Origin of the sequence: Polaribacter sp. Q13 (genome assembly GCF_016858305.2) — a bacterium.
In the GTDB taxonomy this organism is placed as follows: Bacteria; Bacteroidota; Bacteroidia; order Flavobacteriales; family Flavobacteriaceae; genus Polaribacter.
Window position 1 is genome coordinate 922,250 of record NZ_CP074436.1, and the last position, 24,002, is coordinate 946,251.

The 24,002-nt window shown below is 32.1% G+C and carries 20 protein-coding genes; 3 read left to right on the forward strand and 17 right to left on the reverse strand.

The features are described 5' to 3' along the window. The gene (locus JOP69_RS03745) at nt 1-1,035 is read right to left on the reverse strand and encodes a sensor histidine kinase (RefSeq protein WP_203392424.1); all 1,035 of its coding nucleotides are present in this window, start codon (nt 1,033-1,035) and stop codon (nt 1-3) included. Nucleotides 1,036-1,191: 156 nt separating this feature from the next. On the opposite strand from JOP69_RS03745, the gene JOP69_RS03750 reads away from it, so the two are divergent. Beyond that, nucleotides 1,192-1,371 carry a helix-turn-helix domain-containing protein gene (locus tag JOP69_RS03750; protein WP_302850203.1) on the forward strand — a complete coding sequence of 60 codons (180 nt, stop codon included), beginning with the start codon at nt 1,192-1,194 and terminating at the stop codon, nt 1,369-1,371. 94 nt (nt 1,372-1,465) lie between these two features. Further along, nucleotides 1,466-2,632, forward strand: a complete 1,167-nt coding sequence (locus JOP69_RS03755; RefSeq protein ID WP_203392423.1) for an MFS transporter — start codon at nt 1,466-1,468, stop codon at nt 2,630-2,632. Between the two features lie 1,470 nt (nt 2,633-4,102). On the opposite strand, the gene JOP69_RS03760 is transcribed toward JOP69_RS03755, so the two are convergent. From JOP69_RS03760 to JOP69_RS03805, 10 genes are all read right to left on the reverse strand, one after another. Continuing rightward, nucleotides 4,103-5,692 carry a carboxypeptidase-like regulatory domain-containing protein gene (locus JOP69_RS03760; protein ID WP_203392422.1) on the reverse strand — a complete coding sequence of 530 codons (1,590 nt, stop codon included), beginning with the start codon at nt 5,690-5,692 and terminating at the stop codon, nt 4,103-4,105. A 219-nt stretch (nt 5,693-5,911) separates the two neighbouring features. Then, nucleotides 5,912-7,246: a DUF1566 domain-containing protein gene (locus JOP69_RS03765; RefSeq protein WP_203392421.1), complete on the reverse strand. Its 1,335-nt coding sequence runs from the start codon at nt 7,244-7,246 to the stop codon at nt 5,912-5,914. 11 nt (nt 7,247-7,257) lie between these two features. Continuing rightward, complete coding sequence (locus JOP69_RS03770) at nt 7,258-8,478, reverse strand: ABC transporter permease (protein ID WP_203392420.1); 1,221 nt, start codon at nt 8,476-8,478, stop codon at nt 7,258-7,260. 2 nt (nt 8,479-8,480) lie between these two features. After that, on the reverse strand, nt 8,481-9,224 hold the full coding sequence (locus JOP69_RS03775; protein WP_203392419.1) for an ABC transporter ATP-binding protein: 744 nt from the start codon (nt 9,222-9,224) through the stop codon (nt 8,481-8,483). Nucleotides 9,225-9,230: 6 nt separating this feature from the next. Continuing rightward, the gene (locus JOP69_RS03780; RefSeq protein ID WP_203392418.1) at nt 9,231-10,442 is read right to left on the reverse strand and encodes an efflux RND transporter periplasmic adaptor subunit; all 1,212 of its coding nucleotides are present in this window, start codon (nt 10,440-10,442) and stop codon (nt 9,231-9,233) included. Between the two features lie 11 nt (nt 10,443-10,453). Further along, nucleotides 10,454-11,785, reverse strand: a complete 1,332-nt coding sequence (locus JOP69_RS03785; protein WP_203392417.1) for a TolC family protein — start codon at nt 11,783-11,785, stop codon at nt 10,454-10,456. A gap of 328 nt (nt 11,786-12,113) precedes the next feature. Continuing rightward, on the reverse strand, nt 12,114-14,573 hold the full coding sequence (locus tag JOP69_RS03790) for a S8 family peptidase (protein ID WP_203392416.1): 2,460 nt from the start codon (nt 14,571-14,573) through the stop codon (nt 12,114-12,116). A gap of 6 nt (nt 14,574-14,579) precedes the next feature. After that, nucleotides 14,580-15,557 (reverse strand): AAA family ATPase, encoded by a 978-nt coding sequence (locus JOP69_RS03795; RefSeq protein ID WP_203392415.1) that lies wholly within the window; start codon nt 15,555-15,557, stop codon nt 14,580-14,582. Between the two features lie 117 nt (nt 15,558-15,674). Then, nucleotides 15,675-16,451, reverse strand: a complete 777-nt coding sequence (locus tag JOP69_RS03800) for a patatin-like phospholipase family protein (RefSeq protein WP_203392414.1) — start codon at nt 16,449-16,451, stop codon at nt 15,675-15,677. 255 nt (nt 16,452-16,706) lie between these two features. Then, a complete protein-coding gene (locus JOP69_RS03805) occupies nt 16,707-17,714 on the reverse strand; it encodes an LLM class flavin-dependent oxidoreductase (RefSeq protein WP_203392413.1) in 1,008 nt (335 codons plus the stop codon). Between the two features lie 152 nt (nt 17,715-17,866). On the opposite strand from JOP69_RS03805, the gene JOP69_RS03810 reads away from it, so the two are divergent. Next, complete coding sequence (locus JOP69_RS03810; RefSeq protein ID WP_203392412.1) at nt 17,867-18,298, forward strand: TlpA disulfide reductase family protein; 432 nt, start codon at nt 17,867-17,869, stop codon at nt 18,296-18,298. A 135-nt stretch (nt 18,299-18,433) separates the two neighbouring features. Here the strand turns inward: JOP69_RS03810 and JOP69_RS03815 are convergent, their stop codons facing one another. From JOP69_RS03815 to JOP69_RS03840, 6 genes are all read right to left on the reverse strand, one after another. Next, entirely contained in the window at nt 18,434-18,868 is a 435-nt protein-coding gene (locus tag JOP69_RS03815) for a hypothetical protein (RefSeq protein ID WP_203392411.1), read from the reverse strand. Nucleotides 18,869-18,928: 60 nt separating this feature from the next. Beyond that, nucleotides 18,929-20,203 carry a porin gene (locus tag JOP69_RS03820; protein WP_203392410.1) on the reverse strand — a complete coding sequence of 425 codons (1,275 nt, stop codon included), beginning with the start codon at nt 20,201-20,203 and terminating at the stop codon, nt 18,929-18,931. A 269-nt stretch (nt 20,204-20,472) separates the two neighbouring features. Continuing rightward, the gene (locus tag JOP69_RS03825) at nt 20,473-20,862 is read right to left on the reverse strand and encodes a group III truncated hemoglobin (RefSeq protein ID WP_203392409.1); all 390 of its coding nucleotides are present in this window, start codon (nt 20,860-20,862) and stop codon (nt 20,473-20,475) included. A 66-nt stretch (nt 20,863-20,928) separates the two neighbouring features. Next, nucleotides 20,929-23,148, reverse strand: a complete 2,220-nt coding sequence (locus tag JOP69_RS03830; protein ID WP_203392408.1) for a nitric-oxide reductase large subunit — start codon at nt 23,146-23,148, stop codon at nt 20,929-20,931. A gap of 20 nt (nt 23,149-23,168) precedes the next feature. Beyond that, the gene (locus JOP69_RS03835; RefSeq protein WP_203392407.1) at nt 23,169-23,504 is read right to left on the reverse strand and encodes a cupin domain-containing protein; all 336 of its coding nucleotides are present in this window, start codon (nt 23,502-23,504) and stop codon (nt 23,169-23,171) included. A 66-nt stretch (nt 23,505-23,570) separates the two neighbouring features. Continuing rightward, nucleotides 23,571-24,002 carry an Rrf2 family transcriptional regulator gene (locus tag JOP69_RS03840; protein ID WP_203392406.1) on the reverse strand — a complete coding sequence of 144 codons (432 nt, stop codon included), beginning with the start codon at nt 24,000-24,002 and terminating at the stop codon, nt 23,571-23,573.

A 24,002-nucleotide genomic window follows, 5' to 3' on the forward strand; every position in this document is an offset into this window, starting at 1 on the left:
TTAGTTGGTTTCAATTTCTAATTGTGCTACAAAACGATTGTCTTTTACAAACGTTTTAAAACTATTTTTATTCGGATATAATAATGCCAATCGTTTTTCAATATTTACAAGTCCAATTCCAGAACCACTTTTATCATCCGATTTTTTAGGAAAATCATCATTTTCGATCGTAAATAAGACTGTTTTTTCTTGTGTACTTATACTAATTTCAATGGTACTTGGTTTACTTGCCGAAACACCATGCTTAAAAGCATTTTCAATTAACGAAATAAATAATAAAGGGGCAACTTTAATTCCTGTTTCTTCAGACGGAAAATGATAATTTACAATGGTTTTATCGGAAACACGTAATTTCATTAAATCGATATACTTTTTCATAAAATCAATTTCTTTAGATAAAGATATCAATTCTACATTGGTTTCGTATAACATATACCTCATCAATTTACTTAAACTGTGTATCGAGGTTTTTGCTTGATCCGGAGAAATATCTACCAAGGCATAAATATTATTTAACGAGTTAAAAAAGAAATGTGGCTGCAACTGATAATGCAAATGTTGCAATTCTGATTTTAATTTAAAATTAGCCGCTTCTTTACGTGCTGCTTCTGTTTGTACCCATCTTTTGGTGGTTTTTATGGCTATTGAAAATAACAAAGGTGCCATATATGATAGCATTTGTATATAAATAAACATTTTAATAGGTGGCCCTACTCCCTCCATTTTAGCTGATCTTTTTAAAGATTCGCCAAATAAAAAATCTTCTATGGTTTCTTTAAATGTAATACTCAACGCAATAATTAATACATTTATAAGTACAAACTGAACTGTTTTATTAGAAAATAAGTATTTGTCAATGAGTATAAAATAATTGACATAAAATATAATTGCATAGAACGTTATGGGAACCCAAAAATGTGCTATTATTCTATTCAAATCTTGCTCCTGACCATAAGATAACAAGTAAGGCATACTAAAAAGTACCAACCATACAAGTACATGAGAAAAGAGTGTTATTTTTTTATTTTTGTGCATTTTGTTTTAATTTGAATCTTATTCTAAAACTAATTATACCAACTTAAAGATCAAATATAGTATGTAATATAAATTTTTAAGATGAACATTTCAAAGATAAAACTATTTACATTCTTTTCTATAAGGAATATATGTTTTAGGGAATTGACTATATGAATCAGACCATTTTATCGACGCTACCTAATAGATGATAATAGTAAAATACTACACCAAATGGATAAATCGATAGCAGAAGTTACCTATGCTTTAGGTTTTAATGAAGTTGCTAATTTTAATCAGTTTTTTAAACGAAACTTAGGTGTTACAGCTACTCAATTTAGAAATAAAGAGCATTAAAATTAGATAAATTAATTAGGCTTTTAATTACTTATAATTTTTAGAGTTTAATACCTTTGATCCTTTCTTTAAAGGTGTTCTTAAGTTTTAAAATATGAGTAAAAATTTATCAAATTCAGTATTATACTTAATGAGTATAGCTGCTGGACTTGTTGTAGCAAACCTCTATTACAACCAACCTCTTTTACACCAAATGACTTTAGAGTTTGGTGTTAGCGAATCTGCGATTAGCAAAGTTCCGTTAGCTACACAACTCGGATATGCTTTTGGCTTATTGTTTATCATTCCTTTGGGTGATAAAGTTTCTAATAAAAAAATATTACAGTTCGATTTTGCTTTAATGATACTGTCACTTATTGCTGCATCAATATCAACCTCTTTATCTCTTCTTATTATAAGTAGTTTTTTTATTGGTTTTTCATCAGCATTACCACAATTATTTGTCCCTATGGTTGCGCAATTATCAGACGATAAAGGCAGAGGACGTGCCATTGGTATTGTAATGAGCGGATTGTTAATTGGTATTCTAGGAAGTCGTGTTATAAGTGGTGTTATCGGAAAATGGTATGGATGGCGATTTATGTTTTCTGCCGCAACAGTACTCATGGTGTTGCTCTTTATTTTACTTCAATATAAATTGCCAAAAATAAAACCAAATTACAAAGGAAGTTATGGAAGTCTGTTAAAATCTATAGGACATTATTTTAAAACAGAACCTTCGTTACGATTGGCTGCTTTACGCGGTGGACTTGGTTTTGCGGGCTTAAGTGTTTTTTGGACCACCTTTGTTTTTCTAATGGAAGACCATTTTAATTACGAAAGTGATATTGCCGGAGCCTTTGGCATCTTTGGTATTGTAGGAGCACTTGGAGCTACCGTTGTAGGCAAAATAAGTCATAGATATAAACAAAAACGGCTTATTATCTTCTCTTCGATATTATTAATGGTTTCCTGGTTAATTTTCCTTTTTTCTGGATATTCACTAATCGGTTTAGCGTTGGGAGTAATTATAGTAGATTTAGGAATGCAAGTATTACATATTACCAATCAAGTTACTATTTTTTCAAAGAATCCAGAAGCTAGAAATCGTGTGAATACAGTTTATATGGTCGGCTTTTTTATTGGTGGTGCAATCGGTACATTTTTAGGAGCTTTTGCTTGGGAACATTACGGTTGGAAAGGGGTTTCTGTTTTAGGATTATTCATATCAATATCCATTTTAATTGTTCAATTTATTTTTGAACCTAAAAAACAGATGTAGAGTTCTATAACCAAAAACATTTAATTTACGATTGTCAGTTCAAGCGGAATCGAGAACTTGTATTATTACTTTAAAATTGAATGCTTTTGGGTTATGCTTCTCGACTCCGCTCGAAGACCATTTTGTTACTTTTCTTGAATACCGTTTATTTAACAGGGTGTTCGAGCGCAGTCGAGAACTTGTATTATTCTTTAAAATTAATACTTATTGGGTATGCTTCTCGACACCGCTCGAAGACCGTTTGGTTATTCTTCTTAAATACCGTTTATTTATCAGGGAGTTCGAGCGGAGTCGAGAACTTGTATTATTTCTTTAAATTTAATGCTTATTGGTTATGCTTCTCGACTCCGCTCGAAGACCGTTTGGTTACTCTTCTTGAATACCATTTATTTAACAGGGTGTTCGAGCGCAGTCGAGAACTTGTGTTGTTTCTTTAAATCTGAATACATTTTGATTTTGTTTCTCGACTCTGCTGGAAGACCGTTTGGTTACTCTTCTTAAATACCGTTTATTTAACAGGGTGTTCGAGCAACGTCGAGAACTTGTGTTGTTTCTTTAAATCTGAATACGTATTGACTTTCCTTCTCGACTCCGATCGAAGACCGTTTGGTTACTCTCCTTAAATACAGTTTATTTAACAGAGTGTTCGAGCGCAGTCGAGAATTGGTACTATTTCTTTGAATCTGAATACATATTGACTTTGCTTCTCGACTCCGCTCGAAGACCGTTTGGTTACTCTTCTTGAAAACAGTTTATTTAACAGGGTGTTCGAGCGGAGTCGAGAACTTGTATGATTTCTTTGAATTTAATGTTTATTGGGTATGCTTCTCGACTCCGCTCGAAGACCATTTTGTTACTTTTCTTTAATACCATTTATTTAACAGGGTGTTCGAGCGCAGTCGAGAACTTGTGTTGTTTCTATAAATCTGAATACGTATTGACTTTGCTTCTCGACTCCGATCGAAGACCATTTTGTTACTCTTATTAAATACAGTTTATTTAACAGGGTGTTCGAGCGGAGTCGAGAACTTGTATGATTTCTTTGAATCTGAATACATATTGACTTTGCTTCTCGACTCTGCTCGAAGACCGTTTGGTTACTCTTCTTGAATACAGTTTATTTAACAGGGTGTTCGAGCGGAGTCGAGAACTTGTATGATTTCTTTGAATCTGAATACATATTGACTTTGCTTCTCGACTCCGCTCGAAGACCGTTTGGTTACTCTTCTTGAATACAGTTTATTTAACAGGGTGTTCGAGCGCAGTCGAGAACTTGTGTTGTTTCTTTAAATCTGAATACGTATTGACTTTGCTTCTCGACTCCGATCGAAGACCGTTTTTGGAACTTTTCTTATATACCGTTTGTTTAACTGGGTGTTCGAGCGGAGTCGAGAACTTGTATGATTTCTTTAAATTTAATGCTTATTGGGTATGCTTCTCGACTCCTAAAAATAATACTAAAGCATAGCCTTACCTTCTTCTTCCTCCAGAATACGTCATCGCTTCACCTTTACCAAATCCATAGCTAATACCTAAAGTAATAAAGCGACCACGTTGTGCAAAACTATAAGTTTCAAAAGTTTCTTGTGATACCAATTGTTCCGAAATTCTAGATACAAACAAATCTCTAACTCCTAAATTTACAATGGCTTTTCCTTTAAATATTTTTTTACAAACACCTAAATCTAAATGTGTATATCCAATTACATATTGTGCACCCGTTTCTATGGTATAACTATCAGAAATTGGGTTTGTATAATCGGCTTTAAAAGTATAATCTGCTTGTTGAAAATTGGTGGCTGTTTTTTGGTCGCTATCATTATCATCACCAGAAATAGTAGTATTTGTAAATTGAGAAGATTGGTCTTTCCCGAAAAAACTACCCAAAGCACTAAACAATAAAGTATGATCTTCATTATTTTCAAACTGCTTCTTATAATTCAATTCATACTTGTATTTAGGGTTTGTAGCATCTGTAACCTCATTTCTTAACCAACTAGAAATTAGAGCATCATTAGCATCAAAAGAGCTGAAAATTGTTTCAGAAGGTTGTTCCTCAATTTCATAGGCTACATTGGCAGATAAGGTAAGCACATTTAAGTCGTTAATATGATAATCGGTACCTAAAGTAAGGTTGTAAAACGTTTCGTCTCTGTATTCTGTTCCGTTACTAAAAATAACCTCATCATTAACTAAGTCTCTATTAATAGCTTCAGAATCTTTTGGTAAAGACCTGTAACCAGCTCCTAATTGCGCAAATAAATTAAAACTTTCCGTTCTTCTATTCAAACTTAAACCAACACTATGATTATCTGGAATTCCGGTGTTTACCGAAACAGAACCATTCCAACCTCTTTTTTCTTCTTTTTTAAGAATGATGTTTAAAATTCCGGCAGTTCCAGAAGCTTCATATTTAGCCGAAGGGTTTGTAATGATCTCGATACTCTCAATCATATCAGCAGTAATTGTACCCAATGCATTGCTAGATTCATCAGCTAAAACAGAAGGTTTTCCGTTGATTAATATTTGTACTCCAGAACTTCCTCTAAGGCTAATTTCACCTTCAATATTTACATTTACAGAAGGCACATTATTTAGTACTTCTAAAGCACTTGCACCGGTACTACTAATATCAGCACCAACATTAAAAACACGTTTATCTAATTTAAAAACGGTTTTAGAAACTTCTCCTGTAATTACAACCTCATCTAATTTTTGATTGTCTGGAACGAGTATAATTTTTCCTAAATCAGCCTTATTATTACTGATATTAAAAGTTTGAATATTTTTTGTTTCAAACCCCATAAAACTTACTTCTAAATAAAAATTGGAATTGGAGGTAGAAATACTAAATTTCCCTGAATCATCAGAGGTTGTACCTGCTATAATTTTCTTAGTTGTTTTATCATGAAGCACTACCGTTGCATACGGAATTGCTTGTGAAGTAGCTTCTTCAATTAATTGTCCAGTAATTTGAATGTTTTTGTCTTGTGACAAAATAGCACTACTAGAAAATAAAAGAAACAGCATGGAAAATGTATGTTGAATAAAGGATTTCATCTGAATATATTTTATAATTTGATTTCGTTTTAGCAAAAAATGAATATAAGGCTAATTCAATATATAACACCCCTTACTTTTATAAATGGAATCGTTTTAAAATCAAAAACAAAACATTTAACAAAAATTTCACAAATAGAAAAAACCTAGTCTTTAAAACTAGGTTTTCTCATTGTAAAATTCACATTTACTATTAGTTACTTTTTTACTTCTTATTTTTTAATCTACATTTCTCACCAAACGTACATAGTTATAATAACGTTCACCACCTTCTCCTGCAGGTCCGTTTTCATGTTTGGTATCAAATCTCACAGAACCTGCTCCGTGAAAATCTAAACCTTCTGCATTCACAGCTTTACCAAAAGCTACGTACCATGCATAGTAATAAGGTTTTCCTTTTTGAAATCTTGCCGAAGTGCTTGTCCAAAAATAGGGATAATCTTTATCGCCATTCTCATTCTTTATTTCTGAAATATTAAATATTGGATCTATTGCTGGTCTATCTAATGAAGTATCTTTTGCCCCAGGTGCATAAGAATAATCTACAATACCTTGTAATTCCTTTACATTTGGCAATCTCCAATCTGAGTGTCCTGCTAATTCTGATTCTTCAGCATATTTTAAAGAAAATTTCCAATCCAAACCTTTTTTACTATCATTTTTAGCCCACATTAAACCAGTTGCATTATCTGTAATTGTTTGATTACCATTATCTGCAAAATCATTAATTCCATAAATACTACCACGCACTGCACGGACATGCTTTAGCATTGGGTTGCCAGTTGGTCTCTCTCCATTTCCTGGAGGTGGAGGTCTGTGTCCTGCTGTATTTTTTCCATCTTGTTCTCCATCTCTAGATGGCGGCGCTTTTTGATCACTAGAACCTTGGTTATTAGCATCTCGTTTTCCCATTGGTGGCGGACCTTTGTGATCACCTCTACCTTCAGGAGTTTCTCCAGGATATGCTTTTATATGTCCAGTTGCATGGTTTACGCCAAAAGCAGCGGTATAACCACCTTCTTCGGTATGCCCAACATATTTTTCTATTGCCCAATATTGTTCGCTTTTATCTACACGCTCATTATTAACTAATGAAAAATAATTGGTATCTAAATAAGGCCAACCAGTACTAAAATCACTAATAGAATATAATTCTTTAAGTGTAGGCATTCTCCAATCATCATAACCACCTAATTCTAAATCTTCTACATAATCCTTTGCTCCTTGCCAATCAAAACCTTCTGTTGTTGGAATTTCTTGCCATGTCAATCCAGTGTTTAAATCTAAAATTGTTCCGTCTTCACTTTTTTGGAAAGACATTTCTTCACCTTTTAAATAGTTGGCATCTTGACCGTAAAGAGCATCACCTGGTGCTAAATCACTTAAAATTTCACCATCTTCGCCATAAGCTTTTACTTGTCCTGTTGCTATTTGTGTGTAATTGTAATTCTTATTTTGTTCTTTCTTTGACGTTTCCGTGTTTTTACAACTCATAAATACGAGGGCACAAACTGTAAAAGTCAGAACAGTATTTCTATTATGTATTATTTTCATTGTATTATTTTTTACTCGTAACGTAATGCAGTAATTGGATCTAATGCTGATGCTTTTCTCGCAGGATACCATCCGAAGAAAATACCTGTTACAGCACACACTGCAAAAGAAATCACAATAGAATACAAAGCAACACTTGTTGGCCAGCCTAGAAATTGCTCAATAAATACGGAGGCTCCTAATCCTAGTAATACACCGAGTACCCCACCGGTAATACTAATTAAAATAGCTTCAATTAAAAATTGCATTAAAATATCTGCTCCTTTTGCGCCTACTGCCATACGCAAACCAATTTCTTTAGTTCTTTCTTTTACAGAAACATACATGATGTTCATAATACCAATACCCCCAATTAATAAAGAAATACTAGCAACTGCAACTAACAGAATGGTTAACATTTCTGTTGTAGAACTAAAGGTAGAAATCAATTCTTCCATAGAACGTACGCTAAAATCATCTTCCTCATCATCTAACAATTTATGTTCGGTACGTAATATATTACTTATCTGTTCTACGGCATCTGGTGCATCATCTTCACTAATTGCCGATGCTATAATCTGGTTTAAGTGATCTATTGCTAGAATACGTTTTTGTACTGTCGTATAAGGAGCTATTACAACATCATCTTGATCTTGACCAAAAGTATTTTCTCCTTTTTCTTCTAATACACCAATTACTTTAAACGGAATATTATTAAAACGAATCATTTGCCCTACCGGTTCTTGTCCATCAGGAAACACATTATCAACCACCGTTTGTCCAATTACTGCCACTTTAGAAGCCGATTTAACCTCAGCATCTGTAAACATACTTCCACTTTGTAAACCAACCACTTTAATGTCTAAATATTCTGGGTTTACACCATAAATTGAAGAAGGCCAGTTGTTAGAGCCATTAATAATTTGTCCGTTACCATTAACTACAGGTGTGATGTAGCTAATTAAGTCCGACTGTGCTTTAATAGTTTCATAATTTGCAAGTGTTAACGTTTGTACATCTCCTCCACTACCTCTTGCCGGACCTCTACTGTCTGCACCAGGCTGAATGGTAATCATATTAGAACCCATTGCAGAAATAGTAGTACGAATACTTTCTTTAGATCCTTCACCAATGGCTAGCATTGCAATTACCGAAGCTACTCCAATAATAATACCTAACATGGTTAATAAAGTTCTCGTTTTATTAAGAATGATAGCTTTTGTAGCAATTTTAAATAAATTTAATAGTCTCATAATTAATCGTCTTGTTTAGGTAATTTTGCTAATTCATTTGCTGCAGATTGTATGTTATCATTTTTATAATCTTTAATAACATGCCCGTCTTTTAAAACAACCGTTCTACTACTAAAAGTAGCAATATCTGGTTCGTGCGTTACAAACGTAATGGTGATTCCCTTTTTATTCAACTCTTGAAATAAAGACATAATTTCGTAAGAAGTTCTTGTGTCTAAATTTCCGGTAGCCTCATCTGCCAATATCATTACAGGATTGTTTACCAAAGATCTGGCAATAGCAACACGCTGTTGTTGTCCTCCTGAAAGTTGCGATGGCGTGTGATGCAATCGCTCACCCAAACCAACCATTTCTAACGCTTTTATAGCACGTTCTCTTCTTTCTTCCGTAGATACCTTGCTGTTGTATAATAAAGGTAATTCTACGTTTTCTATAGCAGAGGTTCTTGCTAATAAATTATATGATTGAAAAATGAATCCTATTTTTTCATTTCTGATGGTTGCCAGTTCATTTCTGCTTAAATCTTTTACAGATACGCCATCAATTTCATACACACCAGATGTTGGCTGATCTAAACATCCTAAGATATTTAGCATGGTACTTTTACCAGATCCACTAGACCCCATAATGGTAACAAATTCGCCTTCTTTAATATCGAAAGAAATACCTCTTAATGCATGAACCGTTTCGGTTCCCATGGTAAACTCACGTTTTAAATCTTGTATTTTAATGATTTCTTTACTCATGGTTTCTTATTTTTTTCTGTTTCCTCCTGGACGTTGTGGCATAAAAGGACTTTCGCTTTTCTCTGCTGTACCTCCTGCTTCTGTTTTAGAAACACCTTGTAAACTGTACACCAATTTATCTCCTTTATTTATCCCACTTAAAATTTGCACATTTACTCCATCACTAGCACCAAGAGTTACTGTTTTTGGTGTAATAGTTCCGTTTGCTTCTAACACCCAAAGAGCCGTTTCTTCTCTAGATCTTTGGCCATTGTTTGTTTCTTCTATTTGATGTTGAAGATTATAAGTTGCAAGGGTTCCTCTTTCTGGCTTAAAATTAATTGCTTTAGCTTCTGCTGTTAACACATCTTGTAATTCTAAAGTAAAAATAGAAATGGTTGCTGTTAAACCTGGTTTTAATTTTAAATCTGGATTATGTGCTTTAATAACCACGGTATATGTAACTACATTCGAGGTTACTGTTGGATCTAAACGCACTTGAGTTACTTCTCCCTCAAAAGTTTCACCGATATACGCATCTACTGTAAATTCTACTCTTTGCCCTTCTATTACTTGTCCTATATCTGCTTCATCAACATCTGCTTCTACTTGCATTTCTTTTAAATCTTGTGCAATGGTAAACAATGTTGGTGTACTTAAACTTGCTGCAACAGTCTGACCTTCATCAATAGCTCTAGATAAAACTACTCCGTTTATTGGCGAATAAATATTGGCGTATCCTAAATTTGTTCTGGCAGATTGTAAATCTGAATAACGTTGTGTTACGGTTCCTTTTGCAGTTTCATAATTAAAAGTTGCTTCATCAAAATCAGCTCTACTAATTACTTGATTGTCGTACAACGATTTTTGTCTGTCGTAAATCGTTTTCATGTAATTTCTCTGACTTACCGCATTGTCATAACTTGCTTGTGCTTGTATTTTAGAAGCATTTAAATTCGTTTTATCTAACTCAGCAATTAGCTGTCCTTCTGTAACTACACTGTTATAATCTACGTATATTTTTTCTACAACTCCAGAAACTTGTGTCCCTACTTCTACTTGCGTAATTGGTTCTATCGTTCCGGTTGCGGTAACCATTGTGGTAACATCTGCTTTTTTTGCGACTACCGTTTTTGCTTCTATTATAATGGCATCGTCGCCTTTCATAAAAGAGTATCCTACAATAGCCAATACAACGACTACAATGCTTATAATGATGATGTTTTTATTTTTTTTCATGGTGATTTATATTAAAGTTTGATATCGTTTCCTTGATAGAATTGTAATAATTGATGGTATAAAATATTTAAGTATTTAGATTGTAAATAGTTTTGTTGTGCGTTGGTGTACCTATTTTGACTGATCACTAAATCCGTAGTACTTAAAGCACCTAATTCGTATTTTTTTTGTGCCAATTTATAAGATTGTTCCGACGCTGTTTTAGAAGCTTCGGCTGCAATTACTTGCTCTTGTGCAGACAATGCATTTTGATACGCCGTTTCTACTTTTCTATACACTTCTTTTTCTGTAGATAACTTTTGTATTTCTGCTTTTTCTATGTTGATGCTTGCCGTTTGTACCGCCGATTTTGTTTGATTTCTATTAAAAATTGGAATGGTTAAAGACAAACCTAATTTCTGATTGAAATTCAAATCTACCTGATCTGAAAACGTATTATCATTAATACTTGTATATCCAGAACCTAAACTACCTGACAAAGCCAATGTTGGTAAAAAACCTCCTTTTGCAATGTCTAATTGTTTTTTATTTGCTTCTATATTTAAGTTGCTCGATTGTATTTCTGGTAAAATTCCCAATGCTTTTTCATACACATCAGCCTTGTTCAATTCTAGATTTACTAAATCCATATTTTCATCGATGGTTTCAATTTCTATATCTTCGATTGGAGATAACTCTAATAATTGTTTTAAAGCAATAATGTATTGTTGATAGTTGTTTTTAGCAGCAATAACATTGTATTTGTTGGTTGCCGCCTGACTTTGAGCTTCCGTATAATCGCTTAATGCAATGTTTCCTGCATCTAAACGAGACTTTGCTCTTATAACTTCTGTTTCTGAAGCTGCCAAGTTGTTTTCTGCAATAACAATACTTTCTTTGCTATACAATGTTTGCAAATACGTTTCTAAAATATTTAAAACGATGTTGTTTTGTGCTACTTCTTCTTCAAATACACTTTGGTTGAATAAAATTTTACTTTGTGCTATTTGATTGGTTATTTGATTTCCTTGAAACAAAGTCATAGAACTATTAATCCCTACGTTTGTACTGTGTATTTGGTCTGTTACAAAATCACTTGTAATAGGATCTATCGTATTTCCGCTAGAAAAATTTTGAGATGCACTTCCAAATAAATTTGGTAATCGAGACGATTTTGCTTTGTTATAATCTATTTCGGCAATGTTTTTAGTCAGTACCGCATTTTTAACCGTAATGTTATTTTCTAAAGCATAATCGATACAGTCTTGCAAAGACCAAACTTTAGATGCGGAACTTGTAGTTACTTCTTGTGCAAAAGAAAGCTGCGCAAATAGTAAACCAAGAATGATGATATATAGTTTCATTTTTTTGAGTGTTTTAATTCAACACATCAAAAATGAAACTTTATACTAGTATATGAAATTGTAATATACGTTTGCGGGTTTTTACTATATGAAAGCGGTATTTTTATGGATGGGAGTTTTGGTGGTTTGTTGAATAAAGAGCACCTATTTACAATAATGAGAGCTACTCTCTTACTATGAAATACTAGAAACCCTTCAGGTTTTTAAAACCTGAAGGGTCTTTTTAAGACGTAATGAAATTGATGATGAATAACATTTGACTTTATGGAAGAAAGTATTTTAAGATAGAATTTTTAGTTTAGTGACATATTTACGTAAAATTTCTTGTTTAATTATCAATAGGTATTGATACTAAAATTTGATTTAAAACATCGTTATATATATCAATTTCAGCTTCATTGGTTTCGATAGAAATAATTAAACTATATCTAACCGATGAATCATAACGTTTGAGTTTTTTTCTGTTTTTCCACCATCCTCCGACTGGATAAACCGCAATATTATTTCTCAATGCTAAATCTGCAGCTGAACCAATCCAGAGATCCTTATGTATACTACCTTTATCTCTAACTTGACTTCCCAATATCCAATCCTCTCGACCTTCAGCTACATAATCACCCTGTTCTTCTTTTATAGACTTACTAACACGAGATTTAAAAGCTTTCTGACTTTCATTCTTATCAATCATTTTGAACCTTAATCCATGTGATTTATATGATTGATCGTTAGCATATCTTTTATTTCCAGGGTTTGGTTCAATAAAATATGATAAGGTAACTATTAATTTCACTTCTAATTCAGCTAAATCAGACAAAATATCCGTTGGCCATGGTAAATCAAACAAATGAAAAATATTTGTTTTAACTATATTTTTATCATATTTAAAAGGTTGCAATGTTCTTTCTGCAATAATGTTTAAAGAATTTTCAGCACTATATTTAGCTTTGTTTAAGTTTGGTATTCCATAACCCACTCTCGCTAAAAGTTTAGATTTTTCTTCTGAGGACAAACTTTCTATTTTTTTATTATTTAACATTATATCATTCCATGAAGCAGAATGAATAATTAAAGCACGAATTGTTTCAGGTAAATAACTTGGATATTTTTGATATAATTTAGAGGCAAATTTTGATGCTAATGCTACTGATGCGCTTGTATCTGAAAAAGTAGTTAATACAGAACTTCCTATTCCAACTGTTCCTGTCGATAAAAGTTTTAAAGAATCGTGATCTAAAATCCCTGAATTGAAAATCCCATCATTACCTCCTTCAAATACAACATCGGGCTTTTTAGGCCATTTTTTATTCCAATTTATTGAAGTAGAATTACATGGAGACATTTGACCTTTTTTAGCTAATAATTCCGCACTTGGAAATTGCTGTGTGTCTAATCTATCTTTATTAGTAAAAGATCCTACTGTGATAGCATTAAAAGATTGTGCAGGATCTTGTACCGAAAAATCATCATTAGATAATGGATATATTAATCTATCATTCAAAGGTAAATTTCCTCCTGATATTAAAACCAAAGTTTCATCATTCCTATTATCTATAGAACCAAACAACTTTTGATCAATAGCAGCAGACCAAGAAGAAGGTCTCCCTAAATATTGATGATCTGGAGCTGTAATAGCTAGGCAAACAACTCTTTTATTATCTGGATTCATAATTTCTGCAATAGCTATAGCTTCAAGAGTTATTTGCCCATATAATTCCGGATCGTTCGCTAAACAATCAATAATTTTAATACTTTCTATATTATTGGAAACATTTATTTGCGAATTAGAAGTTAATGGATCGTTCAAATCTCCATATATAATAAGACCAGCCATAGGAGTCCCGTGTCCTTGCCTATAAGAATCGGAATTTGTCCAATTTGGATTTACTGAGTCTAAATTTCTTTCTGGAATTAAATCTACTAATAATGGATTAATTCTATTAACACCTGAATCTAAAAGACAAACTGAGACGTTATTTTGTTCTATTTGGTTATTAATTCTACTACGTAAATCACTTACAAAATCACCATCCCAATCTTTATCAAGATTTGTGAAGAAGTCTGCAGTTTCAATTGGTTTTCTGATTTCTGCTAAATTATCTACATAAAGTAAACTTTCTCCTAGTTCTTCAGGAGTAGCTTTAATTAAGCCTACTATATTTTCCGGAAAAACAAGTAATCTGTTATTTGTTAAAATAGTATCCGTGGATAATGTATTTAAAGTTTCTTCTACAACTTCTTTATTAAATCCACTAAACCAAACTTCCCACCATACACTTACATCTGAGCTTGGGAAATCTATTTCAGGTTCTTGCCAAAAACTTTCTAGAGTTGCTGCTCTAATATTTTCTATATTAGCTATTAAATTTTGGTTTTTGGGCTTTTCTGTTATAGTTTCCTCTGTTAAGTATTTTTCAACTTTATTCAAAAAATTAGAAACAGCTTTCTTATTTAAATAAACCGCAATTTTATATACTATTTGCTCATTACCATCAGCATCTGTAAAGAATTTCGCTTTGCAAGAGGCAAGTCTATAGTTTCCTTTTGCATCTTCAAAACTATCGAAAGCTAGTTCAAAATTTAATGCAGATTCAAATTCGATATAAACAAATTCATATTCTTCATTTCCACCTGTAAAATCAGTTACTGCAGAGTTGAAAGAATTTTTTAGTTTTAAACCGTGTCTACTTCTATCTCTATCATCTTTAAAAAGAAAACTTCCACCACCATAAGTACTATATGGTAATGAAGAATTATTTCCATTAAGAAAAATGTGATTTAAGTCAGACATATTTTGTTAGAAAGGTCTTTTTCTTGAATTAATAGTTTCAGTTATAAATTCTAAATTGGACGTTTCCTTACCATAGACAATAATGTTTTTAAAAAAATCTTGACAAATTTTTTCTAAATCAGAAAAATTTAATCCTATAGATTTTTTAGAAAGTTCTATTAAAGCATTATCAGCTATTAATTCACTTTTTAAAAGTTCTCTTTTGTAATATTTAAATATTTGTTCTTCTGTAGGTATAGGATAATTTATAATATCATCGAATCTTCTAAATAATGCTTCATCTAAATTCTCAGGTATATTTGTAGCTGCAATTATTAAACTATTTGAATCATCTTTTTCTATTTGAAGTAAAAAACTATTAAGAACTCTTTTTATTTCTCCAACTTCATTTCCTTGACTTCTCGTTGTACCAATACTATCAAATTCATCAAATAAATAAACAGCTCTAAATTCTTTCATTGTATCAAAAACCAAACGTAATTTAGCTATTGATTCTCCCATATATCTACTGATTAAACCATCTAACCTTATTACAAATAGTGGAATACCTAATTCATTAGAAATTACTCTAGCTGTCATTGTTTTTCCACAACCAGGAGGGCCCGTTAATAATATTTTTTTTCTAGGAAATAAATTATGCTGTCTTAATTTTTCTATTTGTCTTTGTTCATCTAAAATTCTTTGAAGAGATTTTTTTAGATTAGTAGATAAGACCATGTCTTTCAATTTATCATCAGGTCTTGAAAACTCTAATAAATCATTAAGTTCTTTTTGTGCTGCATTGACAGGCAATCTTTTTAAAGTTCTTTCATTAATTTTTGATTTTTTAGAATCTTGAATTAATTTCTTCAACTCTTCGGCTAGTTCTTGACGTCCCTTACGGGCTTCTGCTGCAGCTATTTGCATAGCAGTAGCATAGAAGCGAGAATCATCTCCTTCACTGAATGATCTAATCAAACTTTTTATTTGTTCAGCTGCTGCCATTTATGTTAATGTATTTTGATGTAAAAATATACAAAAAAAATGATAACTATATAAATTATGGTTAGCTATATTATCGTTTTAATTAAATCTAAATTTTTAACATTTACCCAGAATTACCTATACCCCATCCAAATACCCCTTCCCAATATCAAATATTTTTTCAGAATCTTTATTATCCAAACCTGAATACTCAGACAACGGAAAACTAACGGTCATTTTAGTAGTTGCAAACTTATGGCTTTCTGCGGCATGCGATTTTAAGTATGTAGCATGTGTAATTACTTTAAAAGTAGAATTTAATTGTAAATGCGTTTTTGGAGCAGGTTCAGCTACATAACTTCCTATAATTGGCAATCCTGATTTTAGAAAAGGTTTAATCGGAAAATTATCTAAAATTCCGCCATCGGAATACAAGGTTTTATTGATGATAATAGGCGTAAAAATACCAGGAATCGCGCAAGAAGCCAATACAGGTTTTAATAACTTCCCTTTGCTAAAATAACGAGGTTTGCCACTTTGCATGTTAGAGGCAGTAATGTAAATTGGAATTTCTAAATCTCTGAATTTATCTTTTATTTTATTTTCTATAATCGATTTGAATAAAAAAGTATCAAAAATTCCTGCTTTTGTCATGCTAAAGAAGGAGAATTTAAAAAGACTCGTTCTTTTAAAGATTTCTAAAATTTCTTGAGTAGAAATACCAGAAGCATATAATGAAGCTACCAAAGCGCCTCCACTACTCCCGGAAATTGCATTTATTTGCAAGCCTAACTCTTCTATTTTCTCTATCAAAGCTAAATGTGCAGCACATTTAATACCACCTCCAGATAATACTAAATTTATAGGAATGTTTACATTTAGTTTAGAAAGTTGTTCACTGTAATTTATAAGCATTGAAATATTTTTTTAAATCTAAAATACACGTAAATATACTTTTTAAATGGCTTATAAGCTATTTATTACGAAGGCAATCGTTGATAGATATAATCAACTATAAAATGTCATGAAATTCAAATAACGATTCTATAGACTTTAATCAAAATGTCTGGTTGAGTGGAGTCGAAACCTATGTTAACAATTAAATAGTTCTCGACTGCGCTCGAACAGACACTCTGAGTTTTATCATTATTTTAATTAATTTCTGATCAATTAAGAATTCAACTCTTTCATAATTTCTGCAAACAATTCATAAGAACGGATTCTGTCTTTAATACCATAAATATTGGTTACGGCAATCAATTCATCCGCTTGCGTTTGTGCTAAAAAATCCTTTACTTGTGCTTTTACAGTAGCTTTACTTCCTATAAAAGAATACTTCAGCATTTGATGTACTTGCGGATTTTCTAGAATCTCTTTGTAATAATCCGTCATTGGAGTTGGTGGTTGTACAAAATCTCGTTTTCCGGTAAATAAACCAAGTATCATTCTAATTAAAGAAGTAGATAAATTGGCCGCTTCTTCATCTGTTTCTGCAATAATAATATTTACACCAGCAATGATATACGGTTTTTCTAAAACATCCGAAGGTTGAAATTCGTCTCTATAAATAGCTAAAGCATTCCATAAATGCGTCGTAGCAAAATGACTTGCAAATGCATAAGGCAATCCTTTTTTAGCTGCTAAATGTGCACTGTCTGTACTAGAACCCAAAACATAAAGAGGTACTTCTACTCCTTCTGCAACCGTAGCACGAACATTGGCATCTTTGTTTTCTTTAGAAAAATAAGTCTGAATTTTTTCTATCTCTCTCGGGAAATGTTGCGCAGCTTCCATAAAATCAGATCGAATGGCTTGAGCTGTTTCTCTATCGGTTCCTGGAGCTCTCCCCAAACCTAAATCTATTCTATTCGGATACAAAGCACCTAACGTACCAAATTGTTCGGCCACAATTAAAGGCGAATGATTGGGCAACATAACACCACCAGAACCAACACGAATGGTTTTTGTACCTTCTGCGGCATAACCAATTAAAATACTTGTAGCAATACTACCGATATTTGTAGAATTATGATGTTCTGCCAACCAATAACGCGTGTATCCAAATGTTTCGGCATTTTGTGCCAGTTCTCGTACATTGTTAAAAGTATCTTTTAAAGTATTTCCTTTAGAAACTAAAGCAAGATCTAAAATGGAATATGCGGTATTTTGAGTTTTCATAAGTATTTAAAATCAATAATTATATTTGAAATATAAAGTCGTTTTGAGGGTTACAAAATTACAGAAATCAGTCTGTTTTTTTACGTAATGTTTTGTTAATATAAACGACCAATTATTAAATTTGTAAACTGAATAAAAACAAGAATTTTAGAATGAATACCACCATACAATCCATACCTGTTTTAGATTTAGAAGGAAATCCTGTAGATTTAATGTCCAAATATAAAAACAAGGTTTTACTACTGATATTTTATAACAACGATTGTTTAGGCTGCACGGGTCGTGCGATTCCTTTGGCATATGAGTTTCAACAGAAATACCCAACCATTCAGGTTGCAGGCATTCATGCCGATTTTATAAACAGAGAAGGAACAAAAGAAAATATTAAAAGTGTTTTTACAAGTGGTGAAAATCCGTTTCCTATTTATATTGATAAAAACCATAAAGTTTATGATGAGTTTAAAGCAGAAGGAACTCCACAATGGTTGTTAATTTCTAAAAAAGGAGAATTATTTCGTTCTATTTTTGGATCTCAGGAAAACGCAGTTAATAGATTGTTTTATGCTTTAGAGAGTTTAGTTTAAGCTTAAAACCTATTTCAAGAAAATCTACGTTTATAATGAAACACAACTACTTTTGATTAAGCATTAATTAAGCAATTATTTTTACATGGTGTTAGCTTTTCGTTTTTCTCTTTCTATAAAGCAAATAGATATTCTTTATTTGTTTTTTGAATAAAGTTTTGACGCTATCCAAGCTCCAATAATCATTTCAAACCAAGCGATAGGGAATAAAATACCAGCCGTACTCCACTCTCCCAAACCTGTATTTACACTAGCAATCCAGAAAACACCAATCGTCGCTAAAGCAGTGGTAGTACCTGAAATAATAATTGATTTTAAGTTATTTCCAAATGCAACTGAACAAAGCCAAAATATAAATACTAAAGTTGCAGACAACAAGGTGTCCCATATTCCCCAAATTAAGGCATTACTTATTTCCATGGCACCAATTGGTATTCTGCCTGCAAAGAATTCTTCCATCAATGGAAATGCAACAAACATGGCTCTTGCTACTTCCGCAATATTTATCCAAATACTTGTTATTAAAGTGATAATAACAAATTGTTTCAAATTAAAAATTTTATTTTCCATTGTAATTATATCGTTTTTTTGATGAAAGCCAACTATTAATATCTAAATATTCAATTTCGTTTAATTGATTATAATTTGGTATTGCAACACAGCCATTCCTTTGCGTTCATCAACTTTTAATTGATTATTAATATTTTGATAAACAGGTCTATTTTGGTAACTTAAAGTTAGTTTGTTATCGTGGCCTCTAAAGAAACAATTAATACCTAAGTCATACACAATCATTGCATCATCTAAAGCATCAAAATCTGAATATTGAACAGCAATATTTGGTTGTAATTGATAACTTTTTTTACCTTTAGCAAGTGCGTACCCTAATTGAAAAAAGGTGGTATTTCCAGTTCCCATCATCGGAAAATCATTACCACTTCCATTAAAAGAAGTCCCGCCAGAAGTAATATCATTAGCACCCACATTTCGAATGTAATTTGGACCAAAATCGTTATGATTATACCCTAAATAGGTTGTAATAGCCGTTCCTTTTTCTTTATTTAAAGGAGCGTCATAAAAAACATCTACTGCCCAATTTTTAAAATCGTAATATTTTTCTACCCCATTTACGAGTTGTGAAGTCATTTTAGGTTGGTTCATAAAACCTGCTCCTAAGTTTAAAATATTCTTTGTTCCTATATAGGTTCCTGCTCCTCCGCTGTAGGCAGATTTATTGCTTTCATTATCTAGAAACTCATACTTTACATAACCAGAAATTCTTTTTCTCGGTTTGTTTAAAGCATAATCCACTTTCCCTTCTGTGGCTGAAACGCCAAACTGAACAGGGTTTTTAAAAGATAAAATATAGTCGAATTTATGTACTTGACCTTTTGCCCAAATACCTAAACTACGAGCCACGTCATCGTTTTTATTAACTGTAAGCAACGAAAATAAAGGAGCATCTAAAGACATTAAAGTTACACTACTTCTAACATTCCAACGGTTTAAACCTTCCCATCCAGATTCTCCAAAACCTAAAGCAAATTCTTTAGCAAACTCATATTCAGCATATAAATCTAACACACCAAACTGAAAATCTTTTTCTGTTTTACTATTTAAGTTATTTCCTCCAAATAAAGAATACACATATAATTTAGGCGTTAACTGTGCTGAAATCCCCATTCTAACTCTTCTTAAAGAAACATCAAACACATTATTTGCAATTTCATTATTAATAGTAGTACCTGGATTCGTGTCAAAATACCTTGCCCATAATTGCATTCTAAGAGATGCTTTTATGTATGTTTTACCTGTTTCATCGAGATTTAATTTTAGTTTGTTGCTTTGTCCGTAGCTAAAATTGGATAATAAAGTTAAAATAAAAAGAAGTCTTATTACTTTCATAATTGGTTTTAATAATTGTTTGATGTAATTAATATTCAAACACTTTACAAGCAGCAAAACTATATAAATTCTAAAATAGACTTACTGACATTTGTCACTTAATTACTTTTTTGAAAAAGGTCTCACTTTCTTAGAATATAAAGGCCATCATAATTAAATATTATCAAAGATAAAAATAACGATGAATTTCAGTTTTTGAACTTACATCATGATTATATCAATATACAACAGAAGTATTAGTGATTAAACGCTTCTAACTGCAAAAGAGATTACACTTCTCTACTTTTCCAAACATTCAAATACTGACCTGTTGCCATTCTTCTAGATGCATCTTTGGCTCTTTGTGCTAATTCACCAACATATAAAGAATCAATTGTTTGAAACCAAATCTGTAACCATTGTCCAAAATGTTCCTGACTCATGGTATGCTTTAAATGTTTATCTACTTTTAAATGTGCTTTTGTAGGATTTCCTTTAAAACAAACATCACCCAATAAAGCTGTTACCCAGAAATCGGTTAGTTTCTCTAAATGTGGAGGCCATTGTTCTGCTTTTAAATGATGATTAAATATAGGACCTAATAAAGCATCGTTTCTAACTTCATTATAAAAAGTAATGACCAATAGATTTATATCTGCTCTGTTTTCTATTTCTTTCATTTTATAAAAAATTAAATCAGCACAAACCTATGAAAGGCCTATGCTGATTGTATATACATTTAAAAATTAATTTTTCTTTTTGATACAATAAATGGTTTCTTGTATGGTAAACCAACAAAAATAGAATATACCTACAGAGAAAATTACGTCACCAATCATACGCATCCATTTTAAGGTTTGTACTGTTGGAGAATATAGTAATTCTGCATCTCTTGCAAAAGAGTATCCTTTTGTAATTGACGTGTAGGCTTGTATAATTCCTACAGGCAGCATGCTTAAAAAGACCATAGCTACTAAACCAATGTTTAAAAACCAAAAAGCTCTTTTTAATTTTACAGAACTCCATTCTCTGTCTGAATAAAAACGCAAACAGATAATAATGAATCCCATACCTAATAAACCATACACACCAAACAACGCAGTATGTGCATGCACTGCCGTAGTATTTAAACCTTGAATATAATACAACGCAATTGGTGGGTTAATTAAGAAACCGAATACACCTGCTCCTACCATGTTCCAAAATGCCACGGCAATAAAGAAAAATATAGGCCATTTGTATTTCTGAATCCATTCGTTCGATTTTAAAAGATTCCAATTTTCACGAATTTCAAATCCCATTAAGGTTAATGGCACTACTTCTAAAGCACTAAATGTTGCTCCTAATGCGATTGCTTGTACAGGTGTTCCAGAATAGTATAAATGGTGTAAAGTTCCAATAATTCCTCCTGCTAAAAATATGGTTGCAGAAGCAATAGACGCTTTTCCTGCTGTTTTTGCTGATAAAATTTTCATTCTTAAAAAGATAAAAGCAATAACTACGGTTGCAAAAACTTCAAAGAAACCTTCTACCCAAAGGTGCACTAGCCACCATCTCCAATAGTTAATTACGGGTAAACTACTGTTTTCTCCATACATTAATCCTGAGAAGAAAAACATTCCAATCGCAATAACAGAAATCAATAATATGATTAATAAATGTTTAGAATCATCATTTTTTCTAATCGCATAGATGATGTGTCTACCAACCATAAACACCCATAACACCAATCCGATTCCTAAGAAAATTTGCCAGAACCTACCTAAATCCATGTACTCATATCCTTGATGTCCAAAGAAGAAATTAGTTGTTAAATCTAAAAACTGGTGTACACCCAACCATTCTCCCATCATAGAACCCAATACAATTACTATTAGTGCTATAAATAGAAAATTGGTACCAAATATTTGATATTTCATTTCTTTGCCGCTAATCATTGGTGCTAAGAATAATCCTGTTGCCAACCAAGTAGCAGCAATCCAAAATACAGCCAATTGTGTGTGCCATGTTCTGGTAATAGAATATGGAAGAATACTAGATAAATTGATACCAAAAAAATCTTGTCCCTCTACGGTATAATGCACTGTTAGAGCACCTAAAACTACCTGTAATGCTATTAATAAAGAAATAACAATAAAGTATTTTAATACAGCTTTTTGAGATTTTGTAAGAATTAAAGTATCTAAAGGATCTTTATCTGGATGAATGACTGCTTCACCTTTTTCGTGATTACGGATATAATAATACCCTAATCCTCCAATAAATAATAATAGAAGTACAATTGAAAACCCTGACCAAACTTGAGAATCTGGAGTAATTGTATTATCAATTAATGGCTCATGTGGCCAGTTAGAAGTATATGTATAATCCTTTTCTGGTCTGTTAGTACTTGCTGCCCAAGAAGTCCAGAATAAAAAAGCATTTAACTGTGCTAGTTTTTCGGTATCTACCAATGCACCTTCAGGAATAGCGTATTTTTCATACCCATTAGAAAAAATATCTGTGTAATGCTTTTGATTTTCTAGAATAGCGGTATATCTATCTTTAGAAATAGTAATACTACCCGTTTCTGCATTATACGTATTTGTTTTAATATGCTGAATTAATCGTGCTTTTAAGGCTGCTTTATTTTCTACATCTAAGTTTTCATAGGTTGAATTAAAATCTTTTTTAGCCCAGGCATTAAGCATAAAAACAGCTTCTTTATGTATCCAGTCTGCAGACCAATCTGGTGCTACATAACTACCATGCCCCCAAATAGAACCTACTTCCATTCCTCCAATAGACTCCCAAACATTCTGACCTATTTGTATGTCTGCCTTGGTTAAATAGACTTCTCCTGTTTCCTGTATTATAACGGTTTCTGGTATAGGTGGTTGTGTTTGATAAACTTCTGTTCCCACCCAAATAAGTACTAAAAAGGATAGTGTTACCACACTAGTAAATGCAATCCAAACTTTTTTCATGTTGTTGTTTTTTTAATAAATTATACTACGTCTTTTACTCTTTGTACACTGTCTGCCACAGAAACCGTAAGTCTTATGATACAATTTTCTGTACAGTATAAATCGTGTGGAACATTTGCGTCTAACGCAATTAAATCTCCTTTTTTTAATGCTTGTTTTTCTCCTTCTACTCCAAAATCTATCGCTCCTTCAAATAATTCTATCACAATAGGAAACGGTGCTTTGTGCTCTTTCATTTGTTGTCCTTTTTTCATAAGGATTCTTATCTCTTTTGTAGTTGCGGTTTTTATTAATACGGTTATTGCAGGTTTGTCTTCTCCGTAGATTAAGTTTTCTGTGATAGATACTGTTTTCATTATTTTTGGTTTTGATTATCTTATAAATTAGTAAAAGATCTTAATATCTTTTATATGGTTAAATTTTTAGCGCTTTAATATGAAGCCTCCTAATGACATATCATCTATGATGGATTTTATAGAAGTATTTTCTAACATATTTTTTAGACTCTCACGGATATCAACAAATTTAAAATGCAACGGACAAGGAGATGTTGCGTCACATTGTTTTAGTCCTACCCCACAACCTTTGTAAATAGCATCACCGTCTAAAATACTTACAATTTCACTTAATTTAGTATCCATCTTCTCCTCCTCTATGGTAAAACCTCCATAAGGTCCTTTTAAAGATTTAACAATATTATTTCTTTTAAGTTGTTGTAAAATTTTGGCCGTAAAAGCTTGTGGTGAGTTTATTTCTTGAGATATAGTATTCATACTTACTTTATAACCATTCGCACTTTCTTGTGCTATAAATAGCACTGCTCTTAATCCGTATTCGCAAGTTTTAGAAAACAT